Consider the following 22371-nt stretch of genomic DNA (forward strand, 5'->3'; position numbering starts at 1 on the left):
CATGCCTACCATTCGTGATGACGAGATTCCCAGCGCCACCGGCATTCCCTCGTCCGCCCGGCGGACGGACTTCGTGCCACCGCCCACCCTGGCGGTGACGGAAGAGCTGCTGCGCGCGCTGCCCAAGACGGACCTCCACTGCCACCTGGACGGGTCCATGCGCCTGAAGACCATCCTGGAGCTGGCCGAGCAGCAGAAAATCAAGCTGCTCGCCGACACCGAGGATGGCTTGGCCAAGGCCATCCACATGGGCGAGGTGTGCGAGAGCCTGGAGGAGTACCTCGTCGCCTTCGACGTGACGCTCTCCGTGCTCCAGACGGCCGAGTCCCTCTACCGCGCCGCCTACGAGCTGGCCGTGGACGCCGCCGCGGAGAACGTGCGCTGGCTGGAGGTCCGCTATTCGCCCGCGCTGCACCTGCAGAAGGGCCTGAAGATGACCACGGTCATCGACTCCGTGCTGGAGGGCCTGCGCGCCGCGAAGCGGGAGACGGGCATCAAGTGCGGCGTCATCGTCTGCGGCATCCGCCACATCAACCCGCAGACGTCCATGCGGCTGGCGGAGCTGGCGGTGGCCTACAAGAACCGCGGCGTCATCGGCTTCGACCTGGCCGGCGCGGAGGCGAGCTTCCCGGCGAAGGACCACCGGGACGCCTTCCAGCTCATCCTCAAGAACAACGTCAACTGCACCGCGCACGCGGGCGAGGCCTACGGCCCCGAGTCCATCTCCCAGGCCATCCACAACCTGGGCGCGCACCGCATCGGCCACGGCACGCGGCTGCGCGAGGACGGGGACCTGCTCAACTACGTCAACGACCACCGCATCCCGCTGGAGGTGTGCCCCACCTCCAACGTGCAGACGGGCGCCGTGACGAGCCTGTCAGCACACCCGCTGAAGTTCTACTTCGACTACGGCCTGCGGGTGACCATCAACACGGACAACCGCCTCATCACCGACACCACGGTGACCAAGGAGCTGTGGACGGCGCACTCCGCGCTGGGCCTGTCGCTGGAGGACCTGACCACCATCCTCGTCTCCGGCTTCAAGAGCGCCTTCCTCCCGTTCCGGGAGAAGCAGGACATGCTGCGGGCGGTGAACGAGGAGATCGCCCAGACGCTGGCGGCCTTCGACCAGAAGCGGCACCTGGTGAAGCAGCCCGCTTGATGACGTGACGTCCGGCGTCCCGGCCCCGTGCGAGGTGCAGTCGCCTCGCGGGGCCGGCGCCGGCCGCGAGGAGGTGGCACGTGGACCTGGAACTGGGTGGCAAGGTGGTACTGGTGACGGGTGGCTCGGAGGGGCTGGGGGCTGCGGTGGCCCGGCGGCTCGTCCGGGAGGGCGCGAAGGTGGCGCTCTGTGCCCGCGGGGCGGAGCGGCTGGAGGCCACCGCCGCGGCCCTGCGCGCCGAGGGTGGGGATGTGCTCACCGTCCAGGCCGACGTGTCACGTGCGTGGGAAGTGGAGCACTTCGTGGATGCCGCCCACGCGCGCTTCGGACGCATCGACGGGCTGGTGAACAACGCGGGCACCGCGGCGGGCCGGCCCTTCGCCTCGGTGAGTGACGCGGAGTGGGAGGCCGACCTCCAGCTCAAGGTCTTCGCGGCGATTCGTGCCTCGCGGCAGGCGCTGCCCTTCCTGAAGGAGTCGGGGAGCGGCGCCATCGTCAACGTGCTGGCCATCGCGGCGAAGACGCCGGGCGCAAACTCCACGCCGTCGTCGGTGTCTCGCGCGGCGGGGCTCGCCTTGACGAAGGCGCTGTCCAAGGAGTTGGGCCCCCACGCCATCCGGGTGAACGCGGTGCTGGTGGGCATCATCGAAAGTGGCCAGTGGGCGCGTCGTGCCAAGGAGGTGGGCAAGCCCGTGGAGTCCTTCCAGCAGGAGATGGCGCGTCACGCCGGAATTCCGCTGGGCCGGGTGGGGAAGGCGGAGGAGTTCGCGGACACCGTGGCCTTCTTGTTGTCACCCCGCGGTGGCTACATCAGCGGCGCGGCCATCAACGTGGATGGCGGCCTGTCCGCGGCCGTCTGATGTCCCTTCGTCAGGAACGGGCCGGGTGCCCGTGTGTGGACGGTGAAGACGGCTTCGCGCCGTCTGGCGACCGCGGCTGCTGACCCCAGGTCCCTCATCTCTCCGTCACGTCCCCCTGGCAGGTCCACGCAAAGGACCCCGGGGCATTCCTGAGTTGGGTCATGCAGCCGAAACTGAACCGGCTTCTCCGGGCGCTCGCCCGCGAGGGGCTCGAGGTCGCCTATGACGGCCGCCTCTATTCCGTCCGCCTCCTGGGTGACGCTCACGCGCCGCCCGCCGAAGTCCTCCTCCCGCCGGACCTGCCCGTGGAGGGCAAGGCCTTCCAACAACTCGCCCAGCTCGCGGCCCTGAGACACCCCGGTGGTGGCGAGGTGCTGCGGGTGCGTGCCACGCCAGACTTCCACCCGGGAGACTCCGGGGTGGCCATTGGCTCGGTGCTCCACACGCGCGGGCTGGTGGTGCCCGGCGCCATTGGCACCGACATCAACTGCGGCATGCGGCTGCACGTCGCGGACCTCTCCGTGGAGGACTTCCTGGCGAAGCGGTCGGCCTTCGTCGAGCGGATGAAGGGCCACTACTTCTTCGGCACGCGTGACGTCACCATGGGCTCGCGGGCCTCCGAGGCGCTGCTGCGCGACGGCGTGCAGGGCTGGCTCCTGGAGACGCTGGAGCAGCCGCTGGGGTGCGCGGGACGGGCCGACCTGGCCCAACTCGACGCGGAGGTGTCGCGCATCCACCTGGGCGGCGGGCTGAAGGGCCATCCGCGCTGGGCGCCCGAGTCCTTCACGCGCGAAGGGCTGGTGCGCGACGCGGGCCTGGCCACCATTGGCGGCGGCAACCACTTCGTGGAGGTGCAGCGCGTGGAGGCCGTGGAGGACCGGGCTCGGGCGTGGGACTGGGGCGTGCGTGAGGGGCAGCTCGCGTTCATGATTCACTCCGGCAGCCGGGACGTGGGCAAGCATGTGGGCGTGGCCTGGCAGGACCGCGCGCGCCAGGCGTGGCCCGCGGGAACGCCGCTTCCGGCCAGCGGCATCCTCCCCCTGGGAGATGCGCGGCTCGTCACCGAATACCTGGAGGCGGAGGCGACGGCGGCCAACTACGCCTTCCTCAACCGCCTGCTGCTGGCGGAGTTGCTGCGCCAGACGCTCCGGGAGCTCTTCGGGGACGTGGAGGCCCCGCTCGTCTACGACGTGCCCCACAACCTGACGCTGCCCTACGAGGGCGGCTGGCTGGCGCGCAAGGGCGCATGCCCGGCGGGGGCGGAGCAACCCGTCATCATCCCCGGCTCCATGGGGGCCACGTCCTTCCTCATGGTGGGGTGTGGGGATGCGCGGGCGCTGGAGTCCGCGTCGCACGGCGCGGGTCGCGCGCGCTCCCGCTTCTCCCTGTCGCGGGGCGGCGCGGACCAGAGCGAGGCCGCCCTGGGGTTGACCGGCGTGGACTGCATCACCCTTCGCGCGGAGCGCCGCGTCGAAGAAGCGCCCGTGGCGTACAAGCCCATCCGCCCGGTGGTGGATGCGCAGGTGGAGGCCGGCATCGTCCGGGAGGTAGCCCGGCTCTCCCCGCTGCTCACCTTCAAGGCCTGAGCAGGGAGGGAGGGGGCACGTCATTTCACTTGGCGTGCTCCCCCGTCTCCGAGTGGAATGGCCGCGCGGCGGGCCCACTGCCCGCACGGCATTTCACGCGGCATCGAGGGGAACTGGGGACCATGGAGAACACCTACGGAGCGATGAACTCTCCCGGCGGAGCGGGCGCGAAGGAGGCCGTGTCGCTGCCGGCCATCTTGCTGATGGTCCTGTCCGCCATCACCGTGCTGCTGGGGCTCATCAACGTGCTCCAGGCCTTCGGTGGAGCGGACCCCGCAGTCGCGGAGGCGCTCAACAACCCCGACCTGCCCGAAGGCGCCCGGGAGATGCTGTCGGGGATGACGAGCACGGGCGGACAGCTGCTGCTCGCGCTGCCCACGCTGGTGCTCAACGGCATCGTCTTCTTCGGCGCGCTGAAGATGAAGAACCTGCAGAGCTACGGGCTGGCAATGGCCGCCGCCATCATCGCCGTCATCCCCTGCTGCGGCCCCTGCGCCTGTCTGGGCATCCCCGTGGGCATCTGGGCCCTGGTGGTGCTCAACAAGCCCGAGGTGAAGGCGGCCTTCACCTAGCCGCGGCGCCAGGCCGGCCATCGCCCCAGGGCCGTGGTCGGCCGCTGCTTCTGCATCCGCACGCACTCCAACTGGACGTCGACCGTGAGAGGGCGCCGGGCGGAGTGGACGGAGGCATAACCGTGCCGCTGATAGAAGTGTTCGGCGTTCAGGCTGGCATCCAGCCCCAGCAGCGCCGCGCTGCCCCGCCAGACGGCGGATTCCAGGGCCGACAGCAGGGCGGGGCCCACGCCATGGCCCGCCTCGTCTGGCACTACGTAGAGCGCTTCCAACTCACCTAGCGCCGCGTCCACCTGGCCGAAGCCCACCGCGCGCCGGCCGCGTTCCGCCACCAGCACCGTGCGCGGACGCTCCGGCCGCAGGTAGCCCTCCGGTTTCAAGAGCCGCACCCAGGTGCTCACCTCGTGCGGCGCGTACGCGCGCGGGCACAGGGCTTCCACGGCCAGGGTGTGGATGCGCCACAGCGTGCGGCGGTCGGACTCCTTCGCGGGCCTCAGGAGGAGTCCGTCCGCGCCCATGGTCGTCTCAGGTCACCTTCATGCCCTTGGGAATCACCACGACGCCCCCGGGCGTGACGTGGAAGCGCCGCCGGTCCTCCACCGGGTCGAACCCGATGGTCATCCCCGGCGGAATCTCCACGTTCTTGTCGATGATGGCCCGGCGGATGCGGCAGCGCCGGCCGATGGTGACGTTCTCGAACAGGAGGGAGTCCTCCACCTCCGAGTACGAATTGACGCGCACCTTCGGTGACAGCACCGAGCGCCGCACGCTGCCGCCGGAGATGATGCAGCCCTCCGCCACCAGCGTGTCCATGGCGTGGCCCACGCGGCTGTTCTGCTCGTCCGCGAAGACGAACTTCGCCGGCGGGTAGTTGTTGGGCTGGGTGTGGATGGGCCAGCGGTCGTTGTAGAGGTTGAACGTGGGGTCCACCTCCACCAGATCCATGTTGGACTGGTAGTAGACGTCGATGTTCCCCACGTCCCGCCAGTAGCCGCGCTCCTTGGCCTCCTGGCCTGGGACCTCGTTCTGGGCGAAGTCGTACACGTACACCGGCGCGCGCTTGTACAGCTCGCTGATGATGGACTTGCCGAAGTCGTGCGCGCTCGTCTCGTTCGCCGCGTCCCGCACCACCTCCTGCACCAGCACGTCGGTGGAGAAGAGGTAGTTGCCCATGGAGGCCAGGCACATCTTGGGGTTGCCCGGCATGGGCGGCGGGTCCTTGGGCTTCTCCAGGAACTGCCGCATCCGCCCGTCCGGCCCCACGTCGATGATGCCGAACTCGCGTCCCTGCTCAATCGGGACGGGAATCGCGGCCACCGTGCACGCGGCCTTCTTCGCGCAGTGGAAGTCCAGCATCTGGCGCGTGTCCATCCGGTACACGTGGTCCGCGCCGAAGACGAAGATGTAGTCCGGCTCCTCGTCGGTGATGATGTTGAGGTTCTGGTAGATGGCGTCCGCGCTGCCCTTGTACCAGTCCAGCCCGGTGCGCATCTGCGCGGGCACGGGCTCCACGTAGTGGCCCAGGAACGCCGTCATCCGCCAGGCACGGGACAGGTGGTTGTTGAGCGAGTCGCTCTTGTACTGCGTCAACACCTTCATCCGGTACACGCCGGAGTTGGCGAAGTTCGAGAGAACGAAATCGATGATGCGGTAGCGGCCGCCGAAGGGGACAGCGGGCTTCGCGCGCTCGCGCGTCAGGGGCTCCAGGCGCGTGCCAGCGCCTCCAGCCAGAATCATCGCCAGGACTTTGGACATAGGTGTTCCGGACGTTAGTCGTCCCCGGGGGGCCGGCAAGGGCACGTGTGCCTGCCTGCCAGCCATCGTTGAGTGCCGAACCGCCTGTTCAGGTGTCCTGACCGGCGCTGGACGTCCCGACGCCTCGGGTTTCCGGGCCTCGCCGCGCCTGGAGGCCGCCCCCGGGCGGCATGTGGGAGAAACGCCGCCAAGGGCCGAAGAACCGGCCCCGGCTGCGTTGCATGGCGTCTGCCGAGGCTATCGTGCTAGCCTCGTTTCCGATGGCCGGCGACGAAACCCGCGTCACCAAGATCTCAACGCTCAACGTGCATGCCCACCGCAGCACGGAGTGTTGTCTCGTGCAGATTCACGGCCCGGAGCTCGGCAAGAAGTACCTCATCGAGGATGCCGAACTCACCATCGGGCGGGATCAGCACAACCACATCGTAGTGGACCTGGACAACGTGTCCCGCCGCCACGCCCGGATTCTGGGGCGTGGGGGGAAGATGCTCGTTGAAGACCTGGGCTCCACCAACGGTACCTTCCTCAATGACCAGGAAGTGCTTCAGGCCTCGCCGCTGCGCAGCGGGGACCTGGTCAAGGTCGGAGGCTCCATCTTCAAGTTCCTCGATGGCGACAACATCGAGACCCAGTACCACGAGACCATCTACACGCTGACCATCGCGGACGGCCTCACCGGCATCAACAACAAGAGGTACTTCCTGGAGTACCTCGAGAAGGAGATGGGCCGGTCGACCCGCTATCAGCGCACCCTCACGCTGATGATGTTCGACATCGACCACTTCAAGCAGATCAACGACGTCCACGGCCACCTCGCCGGGGACTACGTGCTGCGGGAGCTGGCCCAGTCCATCAAGCGCCTGGTGCGCCGCGAGCAGTGCTTCGCCCGCTACGGCGGCGAGGAGTTCGCCGTCGTCCTCCCCGAGGACGGCCCGGACAAGGCGCGCCTGTTCGCGGAGAAGATTCGTCGGCTCATCGCGGAGAAGTCCTTCGTCTACGACGAGAAGGAAATCCCCGTCACCATCTCCATTGGCGTGGCCGAGCAGACGCCGGACATGCTGGAGCCCACGCACTTCATCAAGGTGGCGGACGCCAACCTGTACAAGGCGAAGAAGTCGGGCCGAAACCGCGTGGTGGGCTAGGCCGTGGCCGCCAGCGCAAGCGAAGCGGGCCCGTCCTTCCTCGCGCGGTTGGTGCTCGTGCTCCTGGGCTGCGTCTTCCTCGGCGCGGCCTGGGTGTGGAGCCACCGCGCGGAGCCCTGGGCCGCGCGCCTGGTGGACAACGCCCGGCGCACGGTGGGTGTGCCGCAGCGGTAGTCGCGATGTGATGCGCCTGGCTCCGTGCCGTCGAAGCCAGGCGGTGTCGTCTGGGCGGTTTCGGTCAATGCGGGACGTCGGGCTGCCGTGCGCTCGCCCAGTCGTCTCCGGTAGCGGCGCGACGGCGGGCCACGGTGCGCACCGCGGCCCAGCCGGGGGCGGGATTTCGGTGCCCGGAAGCTCCCGCCAGAATCCCGCTCAGGTGTTCTCGCGCAGCTCCGCCAGCCGGCCCTTGGTGCCCGGCAGGCTCTGGGGCGGCATCTTCCCGTAGATGTGTTGCACCGTCTCGGAGAGCGTCTCCTGGATGTCGCGCGCGCGGAAGCCGAGCTTGGCCTCCGCCTTGGACGCGTCCAGCCAGAACCAGTGCTCGCCGATGTCGATTTCCTGCGGGTCCAGCGTCGGCGTGGTGCCGCGCACCTTGGCCCAGCGCTCCAGCAGCTTCCCGCCGAGCACGTTGACCTTGGAGGGCAGCTTCAGCTTCGGCGCGGGCACGCCGGACAGGCGCTCCAGCCGCTGGAAGAAATCCTTCATGGACAGATTCACGCCCATGAGGTGACGGCCGTACACCTCGCCCCGGGTGAGCGCCTGGACGAAGGCGTCCGCCGCGTCGCGCGCGTCCACGAAGGAGATGCCGCCGCCCGGCATGGCCGGAATCTCGCGGTTGAGGAACTTCACCACCGTCCACGTGGAGGACAGCCGGTCATCCCCGGGCCCCATCAGCAGGCTGGGGTTGAGCACCACCAGGGGAATGTCGTGCTTGCGGCAGTACGCGAGCGCCAGCTTCTCCTCGTAGATTTTCGACAGGTAGTAGGGCCACTGGCCCACCACCGTAATCGGGTAGTCGGCGCTCTCGTCGCGGACGTGCGCCTCCTTCGACACCGCGATGGTGCCGGAGGTGGAGGCCAGCACCACGCGCTTCACGCCGGCCTCGCGCACGTCCCGCAGCAGCTCGCGGGTGCTGTCCACGTGCAGCTCGAACATCTTCCGCGCGTCCTTCGGCTGGAAGGAGACGAGCCCCGCCAGGTGGTAGACGGCGTCCACGCCCTCCAGCGCGCGGCGCACCGCGTCCCGGTTCTTCAAGTCACCGGGGACGAACTCCGTGCCCGCGTAGGGCGCGCCCGAAGGCTGCGAGCGGCCGATGAGCCGCACCTCGTGGCCCGCCGCCACCAGCCTGGGCACCAGGTGCGTGCCCAGAAAGCCCGTGCCTCCCGTCACCAGCAGCTTCACGAGTCCTTCCCTTCCGTGGACGTGGACGCGCGGGGACTGGCCCCGGCCGGAGGCAGGTCCACGCGCTCCAGGTTCAGCACCCGGCCGTCGCGCAGCGCCCGCATCGAGTCCTCCGCGATGCGGGTGACGTAGCGGTAGCCCTCCGAGCGCGCCATGCCCTGCACCCGCGTGCGCAGGTCCGCGTGGCCCAGCACCGGACCGATGTTCACCCGCAGGGGCGTCTTCGTCTTGGGTAGCACGCTGCCCTTGGGCAGCGCGTCGAAGGCGCCGCCGATGTACAGCGGCAGCACGTCCATGTTGAAGGTGAGCGCCAGGTAGCCCAGCGTGGACTTGAACTCCATCAGCTCGCCGGTGGTGGAGCGCGTGCCCTCCGGGAAGATGAGGACGTTGAAGCCCTGTCGCAGCGCCTCGCCCGCCATCCGCAGCGACTCGCGCAGCGAGCCCTGCCGTTCGATGGGCACCAGGTTGGTGAAGTTCTCGAACCAGGCGCGCTTGAGCGGCGTGTTGAAGAAGTAGTCGCGCGCCGCCAGGGACACCAGCCGCTCGCCCTGGTCACCCAGCGCCACTCGAACCAGGCCCGCGTCCAGGTGGCTGGAGTGGTTGGCGATGACGAGGAAGTTGCGGTTCTGCGGGATGAAGGACTTGCCCGTCACCTTCACGTCGAACACGCCGCCGTAGAGCACCTTCTGCCCGAAGGACAAGAGCTGCCGGCCGACGTCCGCGACCACGTCGGGCACCGGAATCTCCACCTCTTCCGCGCGCTCGTTCTCCTTGGAGATCTCCTTCGCGCGCGTCTCCACCGTGGGGCGCTTGCCGGAGGACGCCACCACCTTGCGCAGGTCCTCCACCGTCTGCACCTGCGTCAGGTCCTCCACCGCGGGCAGCGGCACGCCGGCCGCCTCCAGCGCGGAGGACAGCTCGGTGAGCATCAGCGAGTCGAAGCCGAGGTCGCCGCTGAGCAGCGCGTCCGGACGCACGTCGGACACCGGCCGGTGGCTGACGTCCGCGATGAGCGGGAAGAGCCAGTCCGCGATGCCGCCCGTGGCGGGGTTGGCCGCCTTCTCGCGCGCCTTGCTGGCGCTGGCCGCCATGCGTTCCTGGCGCTTGAGCTCCTCCACCACCTGCTTGCGCTTCACGCTGCGCTTGGCGGTGCGGGGCAGCTCGCCGTCCCACAGGCGCAACACCTTCACGCGCCGGTAGAAGGGCATGCCCGCGCTCACCTTGCGGAAGTGCTCCTCCAATTCGCGGCGCACTTCCTCACGCGGGCGGTCCGCGTAGTCGGGCACGCACAGGCACGCCACCTTCTCGCCGCCCGCGTCGTCGGGCAGGCCGACGATGGACAGCTCCTTGATGTGCGTGTGGTCCTGGTACAGCTCCTCCAACTCGTCCGGGTAGATGTTCTTCCCGTTGTGGTCGATGATGACGTCCTTCGCGCGGCCCACCAGGTACAGGTGGCCCTCCGCGTCCAGACGTCCCAAGTCGCCCGTGTGGAGCCAGCCGTCCTTGAGCACCGCCTCGGTGGCCTCACGGTCGCCGAAGTAGCCGGGCATGACGTTGGGGCCCTTGGCCAGCACTTCTCCCAACCCGTCGTTGTCCGGATTGAGGATGCGCAGCTCGATACCGGGCAGCGCGCGGCCCACCGTTCCAGGCTGGCGCTTGTTGCCGGGCTTCGTCACCGCCAGCACCGGCGCGGCCTCCGTCAGGCCGTAGCCCTCCGTGATGTTGAAGCCCAGCTCGTGGAAGGCCTTGTGCACGTCGTCCGGCAGCGCCGAGCCGCCCGACACGATGACCTTGATGCGCCCGCCGAACTTGCGGTGCACCGGCCAGAACAGCAGCTTGCCCAGGTTGATGTTGTTGCGGTTGCGCAGCTCGCCGTGGGTGGCCATCAGAGCCTTGAGCGCCTGCTCGATGAACGGCGGGCGGCTGGCGAACTCCTGCGTAATCTTGCGGTGCAAGAGCTGCCACAGCGCCGGCACGCCCACCATGGCGGTGATGCGGCCCGTCTCGAACACCTCGCCCAGCCGGTCCGACGTCAGCTCGTCGATGTACGTGATTTCCGCCCCGCGCCAGAACGGGGTGAGGAAGCCAGCGGCGAACTCGAAGGTGTGGTGCAGCGGCAGCACGGACAGCACGCCGTCGCCCACGCCGATGTCGAAGGTCCCCGCCAGCTTCGCCACCAGCGCGGCGAAGTTCCGGTGGGTGAGCATGACGCCCTTGGGTGTGCCCGTGGTGCCAGAGGTGAAGATGATGCTGGCCAGGTCGTCCGCCGCGGCGGACTTGCGCACGGGACCGATGCGGTCCGGGTACGCCGGGTCGCCCGTCATCGCCTCCGCGAGGCTGGCCACGGTGACGCCGTCACCCAGCGCGGCGAAGAGGCCGGGGAAGTCCCGGGCCGCATCCTCGGAGACGAGGCACGCGCGCGCTTCCGCCCGGCGGGCGATGTTGACGAGCTCCGCCTCGCTCAAGCCCGGGTCCACCGGAACGACGGTGGCGCCCGCGCGCAGGATGCCGAAGTAGTTGATGCCCCACTCGGGCCGGTTCTCCGACACCAGCAGCACGCGGTCGCCGTGCTTGATGCCCGCGGCCAGCAGGAAGCTGCCCACGCGCTCGGCGTAGCGGTGCACCTCGCCGTAGGTGAAGCGCTCCTCCTTCTCGCCCGCCACCATGCGGAAGGCCACACGGTGCCGGTACGCGTGCACCGTGGCTTGCATCAGCTCCAGCAGGTCGCGGTGCGCGGGGATGACGGTGCGCTTCTCGCGCTCCGACTCCATGCCTGGGAACACCCACTTCTCCAGGCCGGGGAGGTGGGTCCCCAGGAAGTACTCGCGCCAGTCGATGTGCTCCGGGTCCCAGGGCACCTTCAACCGGTCCGCGTGCGCCATGCGCGCGTAGACGGAGCGCGTGTTGTCGCAGCGGAAGACGTAGCGGTTCTCGTAGAGGAAGGGGAGGAACAGCTCCGTCAGGGCGATGATGCCCTGGGCGTTGTCGTCCACCTCGTCCAGCGACACCTTCGCCTTGTCCAGCATGGCCTGGACGGCCGGAGCGCCCCACGCGGGACGCACCTCGTCGATGGCCTTCTTCAGGAAGCGCGCGCCGCGCAGCAGCATGGGCGCGCTGAACAGCTCGAACTCCTTCTTGCTGACCGGCTGCGGCTCGACGCGCGAGCGCAGCTTGTTCATCAGCGCATTGCCGGACTCGCGGTTGCGGTAGTAGCGCCGCCGGTACAGGCCCACCAGCTCCACCGAGCGGCCGGCGTAGAAGGGGTTCTCGTCGCCGGAGGCGAGCTGGTAGATGCGCCGCTCCTCCACGTCCATGGCATGCGCGGTGATGCCGATGGTGGCGCCCGCCACCTGGTCCACCGGGATGATGTCCAGGATGGTGTTTTCGCCCGCGGGGATGCCGCCGGGGCCCTTGATTCCCGCGAAGGCCAGGGGCGCGGAGGTGGTGAAGCCCTCGTTCCAGCCGGGGAAGGGGTAGTGCCGCGCGCTCTCCACGATGGAGGGCCGGACGATGGAGTAGCGCAGGCCCGGGGTGGCCGCGAGCACCTGCTCGCCCAGGGACTTGGTGTACGTGTACGTGTTGGGCCAGCCCCAGTGGGCGGCGCGCTCCATGCCGGCGCGCACCAGCTCGCCGCTGAGCCACAGCTTGCGCTCACGGCCCACCGCCAGCCGCAGCGTCTTCTCGTCGTTGGTGTCGCGGCCTTCTTCTTCCAGCCGGTCCAGCGCCTTCTTGCGGAAGGTGGACGTGAGGGCCCGGTCCTCGGCCTGCTCGCGCAGCCGCGCGACGATGCGCGCCGCGTCCTGCAGCTCCTGCTCCAAGCTGAAGTCGCGGCCGTCCATCTCCTCCCGCTTGGGGAAGTAGCCGCGAACCTCCTCGTCCTCGAAGACGAGCCCGCTGCGGTTGCCGGCCACGAAGGCCGTGGACATGTGAATCAGCGGGACGGACCAGCGCAGCGCCAGCGCCGCGGCGAACTTCAGGCCGTGGGTGTTGACGTTGAGGCCCACCTCCAGCGACGGGTTGAAGGACACCAGACCGGCGCAGTTGATGAACGCGTGCACCTTCCCGGTGAGCGCCTCCACCTGGGGCTCTTCCAGGCCCATCCACGGGTCGGTGATGTCGCCGTCCAGCACCTCCACCTTCTGACGGATGAAGGCCAGCGCGCCTTCGTCCCCCAGGCTGTCGCGCAGCGGCTGGAAGGGCTCGCTGGTGGCGACCTTGTCGAAGAAGCGGCGCTCGGCGGACGCGGCGCTGCCCTTGCGGACCAGCACGTACACCTTGTCCAGGTCCTGCCCGTAGCGGGTCAGCAGCATGGACAGCGTCACCTTGCCCACGAAGCCGGTGGCGCCCGCGAAGAGCAGGCGCTTACCGGTGAAGGTCTGGGTGACGTTCAGCTCGGGAAGGGCGGCCATGGGCGTCCTCACTTCACATCCACCATCACCGTGGGCGCGATGCGCAGCAGGCTGATGGTGGCCGAGCGGCCCATGAACCCGCGGGCTTCTTCAATGGCCTCGGTGAGCGTGTCGGTGCGGTCCCAGCCCATCAAGGCGGGGACGTGGTTGTTCTCCGCGCCCGCGACAATGACCTTGCCCACGTGCTGGCGGCCATTCTCGCCCCAGTACCACATGTAGAAGGGGTGCACGCCGTGGTAGGCGTTGCCCTTGCGGTACAGGTGCACGTAGCTGGGGTTCTCCGCGAACTCGCGCTCGTACTTGTGCTCCAGCTTCATGGAGTCCCGCGTCTCCGGCAGCAGCCGGTGGAAGAACTCGATGTAGCTGGGGTGGTGCTCCGGGTCGAACTCGTCGTAGGCCGGGTGCAGGAGGATGAGCACGCCGCCCTTCTTCACGAGCGGCACGCCGCGGTTCAGGTTGTAGAAGTAGCCCAGCCCCATCACCTGCACCAGCAGCGGGTTGAGGATGGAGTTGACGCTGTACGGGGAGATGAACGGGATGGGGAAGATGACGATGTCGCTCTGTCCCTCCACCGGCACCACGTACTGCTTGTAGCTCGTCTCCAGCGTCTTCTGATGCGTGGGCTCCGTGGCGCCGGCATAGACGCCCGTGACGTCATAGGGCGCGGGGACGGAGTTGAGCACCTTGCGCGCGGCGGCGCGCGGCAGCTTGGACAGCGCGAAGCGCATGGCCTGGAACTTCAGCCGGTCCGCCTCCGTGTAGTCCTCTTCCTTCTTCGCCAGGAAGTCGGTGGGGCCGCCGAACATGCGGTTGTTCAGCGCCGTCTCGATGTGGAAGACCTTCAGGTGCTTGTCGATGTTGCGCCCGATGCGCTCGTTGCTCTTGTAGAGCGCGCTCGTCTTGGGCTCCATGTAGCTGTCGGAGGCGCGGATGGTCTTCGGGTTGTGGTGGTGGCGCAGCGACGCGTAGTTGGACACGCCGGTGCCCATGGACTTGTGCCCGCCGTTCATGGGCACGAAGTTCACATTCACGTAGACGATGAGGTCGCTCTCCGCCACGCGGCGGTTCACCGACACCTCTTCACCGTGGGACGTGCGCTCCAGCGCGACCATCCCGTCCGGGTCCTCGGCGTCGTGGTTGTAGTAGCGGTCCGGGTAGTAGGCGTCGAAGATCTTCTCGCCCACCATGCGCTTCATCTCGCCTTCCGTCATGCGGCGGTGCAGGGCGTTGGCGATGATGAGGTGCACGTCGTCCACGCCGCTGTCGGCGGCCAGCTCCAGGACGATTTCCAGGATGGTCTGCCGCACGTCCGGCGTGACCATGGGCGGCAGCGGCACGCTGATGTCGTCGATGACGCACGTCAGGCGCATGCCCGGCTTGAGGAGCGCGTGCAGCGGCTCCATGCCCTCCGGGTTGTTGATGGCGTAGCGGATGGCGGCCTTGACGTTGGGCACGCCGGCCAGGGGCGGGCGCGGGAAGATGACGCGCGTGCCGACCGGAAGGTCTTCTTGCAGGAAGTTCTCACCGTGGAACAGCACGCGCGGGGGGCTGCCCTTCTCGGTGATGACGACCTGGCTTTCCTCGTCGTACAGCTTCTGGAGCGTCTTGAACGGGCGCATGGCGTGGGGGCTCTTACTTGAGGTCGAGGATGGGCCAGTTGTAGGCGCGCGCGATGGAGCGCAGCCGCAGGTCCGGGTTCACCGCGGTGGGACGGCCCACCACCGCGAGCATCGCGTAGTCAGAGGCGCTGTCGGAGTAGCCGTGGCACTTGTCCAGCGACAGGCCTTCCTTGGTGCAGTAGGCGCGGATGGCGTTCGCCTTGTTCGCGCCTTCGATGATGGGCGGAATCACCTTGCCCGTCGCCTTGCCGCCCACGAACTGCATCTTGTTGGCGATCATGTCGTCGGCGCCCAGGTGGCGCGCCAGCGGGCGCATGGTGAAGTCCAGCGCGCCCGTGACGAGGACAATCTTGCAGCCGCTGCGGCGGGCCTGGTCGATGAGGTCCTGCGTCTGCTCGAAGAGGGCGGGCTGCAGCACGTCCTCGAACATGTCCTCGGCGATGGTGACCAGGCGGTCTTCGCTCAGGCCCGCGTAGTAGCGGTAGAAGAACTCGTTGAACGTCTTGCGGTCCACCGCGTCCATGACACCGAAGAGCGGCACGCTGAGGGCGGTGCTCAGGGTCCGTCCCGCGATGCCCAGGACGGAGCCGCGGTTCATCGCGTAGTACGCGTAGACGTGGACGACGTTCGTCTTCACGAGCGTCCCGTCGACATCGAAGAAGGCAGCTTTCGAGGACATGGGGCTGCGGGCTTCCTGACACTTCGAGGGGGGGGAGGTCAATGATGCCGGGAGTTTGGCGCGTCTCCCGGCGGCTCGGGGAGAGAAGGGGCTACAGCCAGCCCTGCTCCTGGTACCACCGCACGCTGCGACGGATGGAGTCCGCCAGGTCGCGCCGGGGGTGAAAGCCGAGCAGCCGCTCGGCCTTGGCCCCGGAGCACGTCCAGGCAGGCGCCAACAGCTGCTTCGCCATCTTCCGGCTCAGGGCCAGCTTGCGGCCCGTCAGCTGCGACACCCCGTCCGCCGTCGTGGCCAGGGCCCGGAGCACCGCGGGGTGCACGCGCACCGTGCGGGGTGTGAGTCCCAGGGCTTGCGCCCCCATGTCCTGCACCTCCTCCAGGGACAGGGGCTCGCCGGGGCCCGCGCAGAAGAAGGCCTCACCAATCGCCGCGGGGTGGGTGGCCTGCAGCAAGAGGATGTCCACCACGTCCTCCACATCCACCATGGTCAGCGGGCGGGGGCCGCCGGACAGTTCCAGCCGGATGCCGCGCTGGGCCATCTTGAAGAAGGGGAGGTTCTCCCTGTCCCCGGGGCCCAGGATGCGCGGCGGCCGGGACACCGTGACGGGCAGCCGGTCTCCATAGGAGAAGGCGATGCGCTCGGCCTCCGCCTTGCTCTCCCCGTACCATTCGTGGGGGTGGAAGGCGTCTTCCTCCACGTGCGGCCGGGTGGGCGTGGACGGACCGCAGGCGGCCAGCGAACCCGTGAGCACCATCCGGGGGCGGTGGCCCGCGGCCACCATGGCCTCACACAGGTGGCGGGTGCCCTCCGCGTTGACGCGCATGAAGTCGTCTCGTGTCGCGCCGCGGCGAGCGCCGGCGAGATGGAAGACGACGTCCTGCCCCGCCACCGCGGCGGCCAGTGTGGAGGGCACCGTCACGTCGCCGTCCACCCGCGTACAGGTCACTCCCGCGAGCCCCGAGGCGTCTCCTCCCGGGCGCAACAGGCATGTGACGGTGTCTCCGCGCGCGGCCAGGGCCTTGGCCAGCCACGTTCCCAGGAAGCCGCCTGCACCAGTGATGAGGGCTCGCATGACGGGGTTTCATCCAAAAAAACACACCACGTCCGCAAGGAGAATCCGGCGGCTGCTTCGGTGCTGATCCACGCCGGTAAGGGGTTTCCCGAGGACAGATATCGTTCCGGAGCCTGATTTTCGGGCTCCGGACGCGTTTCAAAGCGAAGGCGCGAGAGGGGGCCGAGCGCTCCGGAGGCTGATTCTCGGGCTCCAGCCGCGTTCGCAGAGGGGCGCTCAGAGGGAAAAACGCAGGAGAGGGCTGTTTTTCGGGCTTGGGCGTGCTACTTCTACGCCGCATCGGCTCTCGCTTCACATAAGCAAAGCCGTACAACGTCCCCTTCGGAGGGGAGGAGACTCAAGACGAATGGCCGCCAAGAAAGCTGCTGCGAAGAAGGCTCCCGCCGCGAAGAAGGCTCCCGCTGCGAAGAAGCGCACGCCGAACGCGTCGTTCATGAAGGAGATGACGCCGTCTGCCGCGCTCGCTGAGATCGTCGGCGCGAAGCCGCTGCCGCGCACGGAGGTTGTCAAGAAGCTCTGGGCCTACATCAAGAAGCAGGGCCTGCAGGACGCGAAGAACAAGCGGCAGATCAACGCCGACGACAAGCTCAAGCCCATCTTTGGTGGCAAGAAGAGCGTCACCATGTTCGAGATGACGGCGCTGGTGAACAAGCAGCTGAGCTGAGCATTGGCCGGGGTCTCCCGGTCGCCGTACTCGGGGCTCGCCGCGACAAGCGGCGGGCCCTTTGCATTTCCAGGGGTTGGCGTGTCGCCGCGGAGCGTTGGATAGAGGGCGGACGCGTTTCTGCGTGCTGGCAGTCGGCGCGCGGGCGGCCTACCTCTGGGCCACATGTTGCTCGACGCCTTGGAAGAAGAGGGGTCCGCCTCGAATGGGGCGGGTGGCGCCACGATGACGGCGGAGGCCCTGGCCGAAGGGCTCTATGCACGCGTCCAGGCCGAGCTGGATGCGCGTCCGCACACGCCCCTGTCCACGTACCGAGTGCAGTTCCACAAGGGCTTCACCTTCGAGGACGCGCGGCAGGTGGTGCCGTACCTGGCCCGCCTGGGGGTGAGTGACCTTTACGCCTCGCCCTATCTGAAGGCCACGCCCGGAAGCACGCACGGCTACGACTGCGTGGACCACCAACAGTTGAATCCCGAAGTCGGGACGCCCGAATCGCACGCGGCGCTCTGCGCGGCGTTGCGTGAGCAGGGCATGGGGCAGGTATTGGACGTGGTGCCCAACCACATGGGCATCGAGCGGGACAACCGCCTGTGGTTCGACGTGCTGGAGAACGGCCCGTCCTCCGTCTACGCGAAGTTCTTCGACATCGACTGGTCGCCGGTGAAGGAGGAGCTGCGGGACAGGGTGTTGCTGCCGATTCTGGGGGACCAGTACGGCATCGTCCTGGAGCGAGGGGAGCTGAAGCTGTCCTTCCGCGACGGCGCCTTCTTCCTCCATTACTACGAGCACCTGCTGCCGGTGGCGCCGCGTCAGTACTCCCGCATCCTCCGCCATGGTCTGGAGCGGCTGGAGTCGCGGCTGGGGGGGGAGCACCCCGGCATGTTGGAGTTCCTGTCCATCCTCACAGCCATCGACTACCTGCCCTCGCGCACGGAGGTGGAGCGGCCGAAGGTGGTGGAGCGCCACCGGGAGAAGGAGGTCATCAAGCGCCGGCTGGCCGCGGTGACGGCGGAGTTCCCGGAGATGCTGGCCTACATCGAGGACAACGTCCGCGTCTTCAATGGCGAGCAGGGCAACCCGCGCTCATACGACCTGCTGGACTCGGTGCTGGCGGCGTGCAGCTACCGGTTGGCGCACTGGCGGGTGGCGGGCGAGGAAATCAATTACCGGCGCTTCTTCGACATCAACGGCCTGGCCGCGCTGCGCGAGGAGGACCCGGACGTCTTCCAGGAGGCGCACGCGCTCATCTTCCGCTGGCTGCGCGAGGGGCTCGTCACGGGGCTGCGCATCGACCACCCGGACGGCCTCTTCGACCCGACCGCCTACTTCCTGGACCTGCAGGAGGCGTACTTCGTGGAGCGGGCCCACGCGCTGTTCCTCCAGACGCATGCGGAGGATGACACGCGCTGGCCGGCGGTGGAGTCCACGCTGCGCGAGCGCTGGCGCGCGGAGGTGACGCAGCAGCCGAACAGCCGGCTGCGCAAGGCGTTGTACGTGGTGGTGGAGAAGATTCAGGGCGGCCGCGAGCGCATGCCCGAATCCTGGGCCGTGCACGGCACCACGGGCTACCGCTACGCCAACGCGGTGAGCGGCCTGTTCGTCCAGCCGGACGCGGAGAAGGCGCTGACGGAGACGTACGAGCGCTTCGTGGGAGGGCAGGCGGACTTCGCCGAGCTCGTCTACCAGAAGAAGCTGCTCATCATGCGCGTGTCCATGGCCAGCGAAATCAACGTGCTGGCACACGCGCTCAACCGCATCTCGGAGATGAACCGGCGCACGCGTGACTTCACGCTCAACTCGCTGCGGCGGGCGCTGGTGGAGTTCATCGCCCTGTTCCCCGTGTACCGCACCTATGTGGATGGCTGGCGCCCGGAGCTGGATGGGCGCGACGTGCAGTACATCGAGTGGACCATCCAGCGCGCCAAGGCGCGCAACGCCACCACCAACGCGTCCATCTTCGACTTCCTGCGCGACGTCCTCCTGCGCCGCTACCCGGAGCACACCGACGCGCGCGAGCGGGCGGACATGCTGCGCTTCGCCATGAAGCTGCAGCAGGTGACGGGGCCCGTCATGGCCAAGGGGCTGGAGGACACCGTCTTCTACATCTACAACCGGCTGGTGAGCCTCAACGAGGTGGGCGGCGAACCGGAGCGCTTCGGCGTCCACGCCAACACCTTCCACCTGCGCAACCAGGAGCGCGCGGAGCGGTGGCCGGCCAGCCAGCTCACCTCCAGCACCCATGACACCAAGCGCAGCGAGGACGTGCGCGCGCGCGTCAACGTGCTGACCGAGGTGCCGGAGGAGTGGCGCAAGCGGGTGAAGAAGTGGGCCCGCCAGACGGAGAAGGCGGTATCCCAACTGCCGTCCGGCCCGGCGCCCACGGCCAATGACACGTATCTCTTCTTCCAGACGGTGGTGGGGGCGTGGCCCATGGGCGACTCCCACTCCGAGGAGGAGATGGCGGACTTCCAGCGCCGGGTGCGCGAGTACATGGGCAAGGCCATCAAGGAGGCCAAGGTCCGCACCTCGTGGACCAACCCCGACAGCGCCTATGACGACGCGGTGGCGCGCTACGTGGACGCTTGCTTCGACTCGAAGGGGGCGGGCTCCTTCCTGGCGGACGCGCGGGACTTCAAGCGCTCCATCGAGCGCGCGGGCCAGTACAACGCACTGGGGCAACTGCTGCTGAAGATGGCCTCGCCCGGCGTAGTGGACACCTACCAGGGCTGCGAGCTGTGGGACTTGTCGCTGGTGGACCCGGACAACCGGCGCCCGGTGGACTTCGCGCTGCGCGCGCGGCTGCTGGAGGCGCTGGACGCCGAGGCGGAGAAGGACCGTGCCGCGCTGAGCGCACGGCTGGCGGCGAACCTCGAGGACGGGCAGGTGAAGCTCTACGTCCTGGCGGAGTCCTTGCGGCTGCGTCAGCGGCAGGCAGCCCTCTTCCGGGGGGGCGGCTACCGGGCGCTCGAGCTGACCGGCGCCCGGGCGAAAGCGGCGGTGGCCTTCGCCCGCGAGCACGGCGACACGGTGGTGGTGGCCTGCGCGCCGCGTTACACCCTGTCCGCCCTGCAGGCCCCCGAAGGGCTGGCGGGCGCTTACGGCAGCACGTTCCTGGACCTTCCGGAGGCATATGCGGGCATGATGTTTCGCGATGTGTTCACCGGACGTCAGGTGCGGCCCGAGCGTGGACCGGGTGGCGCGATGTTGCCCCTGGGGCCGCTCCTGGCGGAGTTTCCGGTGATTCTGCTGGAGAGGAGCGCCGGATGAGGAGGGCCGAGGTGCTTCCAGGGAAGCCGTATCCCCTGGGCGCCACGTTCGATGGGCACGGCGTCAACTTCGCCGTTTTCAGCGAGCACGCGAAGAAGGTCGAAGTCTGTCTCTTCGACCCGGAGGACCCCGCGAAGGAGACGCGCCGCTTTCCCTTGCTGGAGACGACGCACCAGGTGTGGCACGGCTACGTGCCTGGCTTGGCCGCGGGCACCCTCTACGGGCTGCGCGTGCATGGGCTCTACGAGCCGAAGAAGGGGCTGCGCTTCAACCCCCACAAGCTGCTGGTGGACCCGTACGCCCGGGCCATCCACGGCCAGGTGGACTACCAGGCCCCCATCTATGCCTATACGCCGGGCACCAAGGAGGACGACCTCGCGTTCGACACGCGCGATGACGCGGCCGCAGTGCCCAAGGGCGTGGTGATGGGCGCGGACACCTTCGACTGGGCGGGAGATGCCCCGCCTCGCGTGCCGTGGCACGACACGCTCATCTATGAAGTCCACGTGAAGGGCTTCACCAAGCTGCACCCGCGCATCCCAGAGGCGCTGCGGGGCACCTACGCGGGGCTGGCGCACCCGGCCAGCATCGAGCACCTGAAGAAGGTGGGCGTCACCGCGGTGGAGCTCTTGCCCATCCAGCACATCGTCGACGAGCCCTTCCTCATCCAGCGCGAGAAGGTCAATTACTGGGGCTACAACACCCTGGGGTACTTCGCGCCGGACGCGCGCTACAGCGGCTCGGGTTCGATGGGCGGGCAGGTGGACGAGTTCAAGCGCATGGTGAAGCAGCTGCACCGCGCTGGCATCGAGGTGCTGCTCGACGTCGTCTACAACCACACGTGCGAAGGCAACCAGCTGGGCCCCACGCTGTCCTTCAAGGGCCTGGACAACGCGGCGTACTACCGGCTCACGGAGAAGGACCCGCGCTACTACATGGACGTCACCGGGTGCGGGAACTCGTGGAACGCCACGCACCCGTACGCGCTGAAGCTCATCGCCGACTCCCTGCGCTACTGGGTGGAGGAGATGCACGTGGACGGGTTCCGCTTCGACCTGGCCACCGCGCTGGGGCGGGACCGGTACGGCTACGACACCCGCGCCGCCTTCTTCCAAATCATCCACCAGGACCCGGTGCTCAGCCGGGTGAAGCTCATCTCCGAACCCTGGGACGTGGGCGACTTCGGCTACCAGGTGGGCAACTTCCCGGTGCTGTGGAGCGAGTGGAACGGCAAGTACCGCGACACCATCCGCCGCTACTGGAAGGGCGATGACCGGCAGGCGGCGGAGATTGGCTATCGCCTCACCGGCAGCTCGGACCTGTTCTCACTGTCCGGCCGCATGCCCGCCGCGAGCGTGAACTTCGTCACCGCGCACGACGGCTTCACGCTGCACGACCTCGTCACGTACAACGACAAGCACAACGAGGCGAACGGCGAGGAGAACCGCGACGGCGCCAACGACAACCACTCCTGGAACTGCGGGGTGGAGGGCGAGACGACCGACGCCAAGATCAACGCCCTGCGCGAACAGCAGAAGCGCAACTTCCTGGCCACGCTCTTCCTGTCCCAGGGTGTGCCCATGCTGGTGGCCGGCGACGAGATGGGCCGGACGCAGAAGGGCAACAACAACGCCTACTGCCAGGACAACGAGCTGTCGTGGGTGGACTGGGAGCTGAACGACACGCAGCGCGCGCTGCTGGACTTCACGTGCGCCCTGACCAAGCTGCGGCGCGAACAGCCGGTGTTGCACAAGCGGCGCTTCTTCCGCGGCGCCCATATGTGGGACAGCGAGCTGAAGGACCTGGCGTGGTTCCGGCCCGACGGCAAGGAGATGCGCAAGGACGACTGGGAGAAGCCCTACGTGCGCTCCCTGGGATTCCTGCTGGGCGGTGACGCCATCACCGCGCCGGACGATGAAGGGAACCGGATTGTGGGGGACACCATCCTGGTGCTGATGAACGCCCACCACGAGCCCATCACCTTCATGCTGCCCGCTGTCGAATGGGGCGCGGACTGGGAGCTGGTGGTGGACACGGCGTTGGCGGGGGAGTCGCCTCGCACGCACACGCCGGCGGGGGGCACCGTGCAGGTGGTGGGCCGCTCCCTGGCCGTGCTGCGCCGCCCGGCGACGGAGTAGCCCCCCGCGGGGCCGGAGGGGGCCCGCTGGACGAAAGTCGGAGGT

The 22371-nt window shown here is 68.4% G+C and carries 16 protein-coding genes; 9 read left to right on the top strand and 7 right to left on the bottom strand.

What is annotated here, in order from left to right:
- Window position 1 precedes the first annotated feature (1 nt).
- The 4 genes from add (at window position 2) to OZ403_RS07540 (ending at window position 4180) form a co-directional block, all read left to right on the top strand.
- Window positions 2–1162, top strand: coding sequence for an adenosine deaminase (add, locus tag OZ403_RS07525; protein ID WP_090484346.1), 1161 nt, complete (start codon window positions 2–4; stop codon window positions 1160–1162).
- A gap of 80 nt (window positions 1163–1242) precedes the next feature.
- Window positions 1243–2022 carry an SDR family oxidoreductase gene (locus OZ403_RS07530; RefSeq protein ID WP_140788604.1) on the top strand — a complete coding sequence of 260 codons (780 nt, stop codon included), beginning with the start codon at window positions 1243–1245 and terminating at the stop codon, window positions 2020–2022.
- 161 nt (window positions 2023–2183) lie between these two features.
- The gene (locus OZ403_RS07535) at window positions 2184–3608 is read left to right on the top strand and encodes an RtcB family protein (protein ID WP_140797535.1); all 1425 of its coding nucleotides are present in this window, start codon (window positions 2184–2186) and stop codon (window positions 3606–3608) included.
- A 122-nt stretch (window positions 3609–3730) separates the two neighbouring features.
- Complete coding sequence (locus tag OZ403_RS07540; RefSeq protein WP_237078112.1) at window positions 3731–4180, top strand: hypothetical protein; 450 nt, start codon at window positions 3731–3733, stop codon at window positions 4178–4180.
- Here OZ403_RS07540 and OZ403_RS07545 read toward each other — a convergent pair.
- Both OZ403_RS07545 and glgC read right to left on the bottom strand, forming a co-directional pair.
- Window positions 4177–4698 (bottom strand): GNAT family N-acetyltransferase, encoded by a 522-nt coding sequence (locus OZ403_RS07545; protein WP_140788610.1) that lies wholly within the window; start codon window positions 4696–4698, stop codon window positions 4177–4179. The genes OZ403_RS07540 and OZ403_RS07545 overlap by 4 nt on opposite strands.
- A 7-nt stretch (window positions 4699–4705) precedes the next feature.
- Window positions 4706–5935, bottom strand: a complete 1230-nt coding sequence (glgC, locus tag OZ403_RS07550) for a glucose-1-phosphate adenylyltransferase (RefSeq protein ID WP_140788611.1) — start codon at window positions 5933–5935, stop codon at window positions 4706–4708.
- A gap of 260 nt (window positions 5936–6195) precedes the next feature.
- Between glgC and OZ403_RS07555 the strand changes: the two genes are divergently transcribed.
- Both OZ403_RS07555 and OZ403_RS07560 read left to right on the top strand, forming a co-directional pair.
- A complete protein-coding gene (locus tag OZ403_RS07555; protein WP_140788612.1) occupies window positions 6196–7077 on the top strand; it encodes a GGDEF domain-containing protein in 882 nt (293 codons plus the stop codon).
- A gap of 3 nt (window positions 7078–7080) precedes the next feature.
- The gene (locus tag OZ403_RS07560) at window positions 7081–7251 is read left to right on the top strand and encodes a hypothetical protein (RefSeq protein ID WP_174258684.1); all 171 of its coding nucleotides are present in this window, start codon (window positions 7081–7083) and stop codon (window positions 7249–7251) included.
- Window positions 7252–7449: 198 nt separating this feature from the next.
- Here OZ403_RS07560 and OZ403_RS07565 read toward each other — a convergent pair whose 3' ends face one another.
- The 5 genes from OZ403_RS07565 to OZ403_RS07585 form a co-directional block, all read right to left on the bottom strand.
- Window positions 7450–8478 carry an NAD-dependent epimerase/dehydratase family protein gene (locus OZ403_RS07565; protein ID WP_268783794.1) on the bottom strand — a complete coding sequence of 343 codons (1029 nt, stop codon included), beginning with the start codon at window positions 8476–8478 and terminating at the stop codon, window positions 7450–7452.
- Entirely contained in the window at window positions 8475–12887 is a 4413-nt protein-coding gene (locus OZ403_RS07570) for an AMP-binding protein (protein WP_268783795.1), read from the bottom strand. Before OZ403_RS07570 ends, OZ403_RS07565 begins: the two co-directional genes overlap by 4 nt.
- Window positions 12888–12895: 8 nt before the next feature.
- Window positions 12896–14506 carry a lactate racemase domain-containing protein gene (locus OZ403_RS07575; protein WP_140788616.1) on the bottom strand — a complete coding sequence of 537 codons (1611 nt, stop codon included), beginning with the start codon at window positions 14504–14506 and terminating at the stop codon, window positions 12896–12898.
- 13 nt (window positions 14507–14519) lie between these two features.
- The gene (locus tag OZ403_RS07580) at window positions 14520–15185 is read right to left on the bottom strand and encodes an HAD family hydrolase (RefSeq protein WP_011551641.1); all 666 of its coding nucleotides are present in this window, start codon (window positions 15183–15185) and stop codon (window positions 14520–14522) included.
- Between the two features lie 91 nt (window positions 15186–15276).
- Window positions 15277–16257, bottom strand: coding sequence for an NAD-dependent epimerase/dehydratase family protein (locus OZ403_RS07585; RefSeq protein ID WP_268783796.1), 981 nt, complete (start codon window positions 16255–16257; stop codon window positions 15277–15279).
- Between the two features lie 346 nt (window positions 16258–16603).
- Between OZ403_RS07585 and OZ403_RS07590 the strand changes: the two genes are divergently transcribed.
- From OZ403_RS07590 to glgX, 3 genes are all read left to right on the top strand, one after another.
- Entirely contained in the window at window positions 16604–16921 is a 318-nt protein-coding gene (locus OZ403_RS07590; RefSeq protein ID WP_011551643.1) for an SWIB/MDM2 domain-containing protein, read from the top strand.
- A gap of 165 nt (window positions 16922–17086) precedes the next feature.
- Window positions 17087–20188, top strand: coding sequence for a malto-oligosyltrehalose synthase (gene treY / locus OZ403_RS07595; protein ID WP_268783797.1), 3102 nt, complete (start codon window positions 17087–17089; stop codon window positions 20186–20188).
- Window positions 20185–22326 (top strand): glycogen debranching protein GlgX, encoded by a 2142-nt coding sequence (gene glgX, locus OZ403_RS07600; RefSeq protein WP_268783798.1) that lies wholly within the window; start codon window positions 20185–20187, stop codon window positions 22324–22326. Before treY ends, glgX begins: the two co-directional genes overlap by 4 nt.
- Window positions 22327–22371: the final 45 nt, after the last annotated feature.

The organism is Myxococcus sp. NMCA1, assembly GCF_026810205.1.
Taxonomy (GTDB): Bacteria; Myxococcota; Myxococcia; order Myxococcales; family Myxococcaceae; genus Myxococcus; species Myxococcus xanthus_A.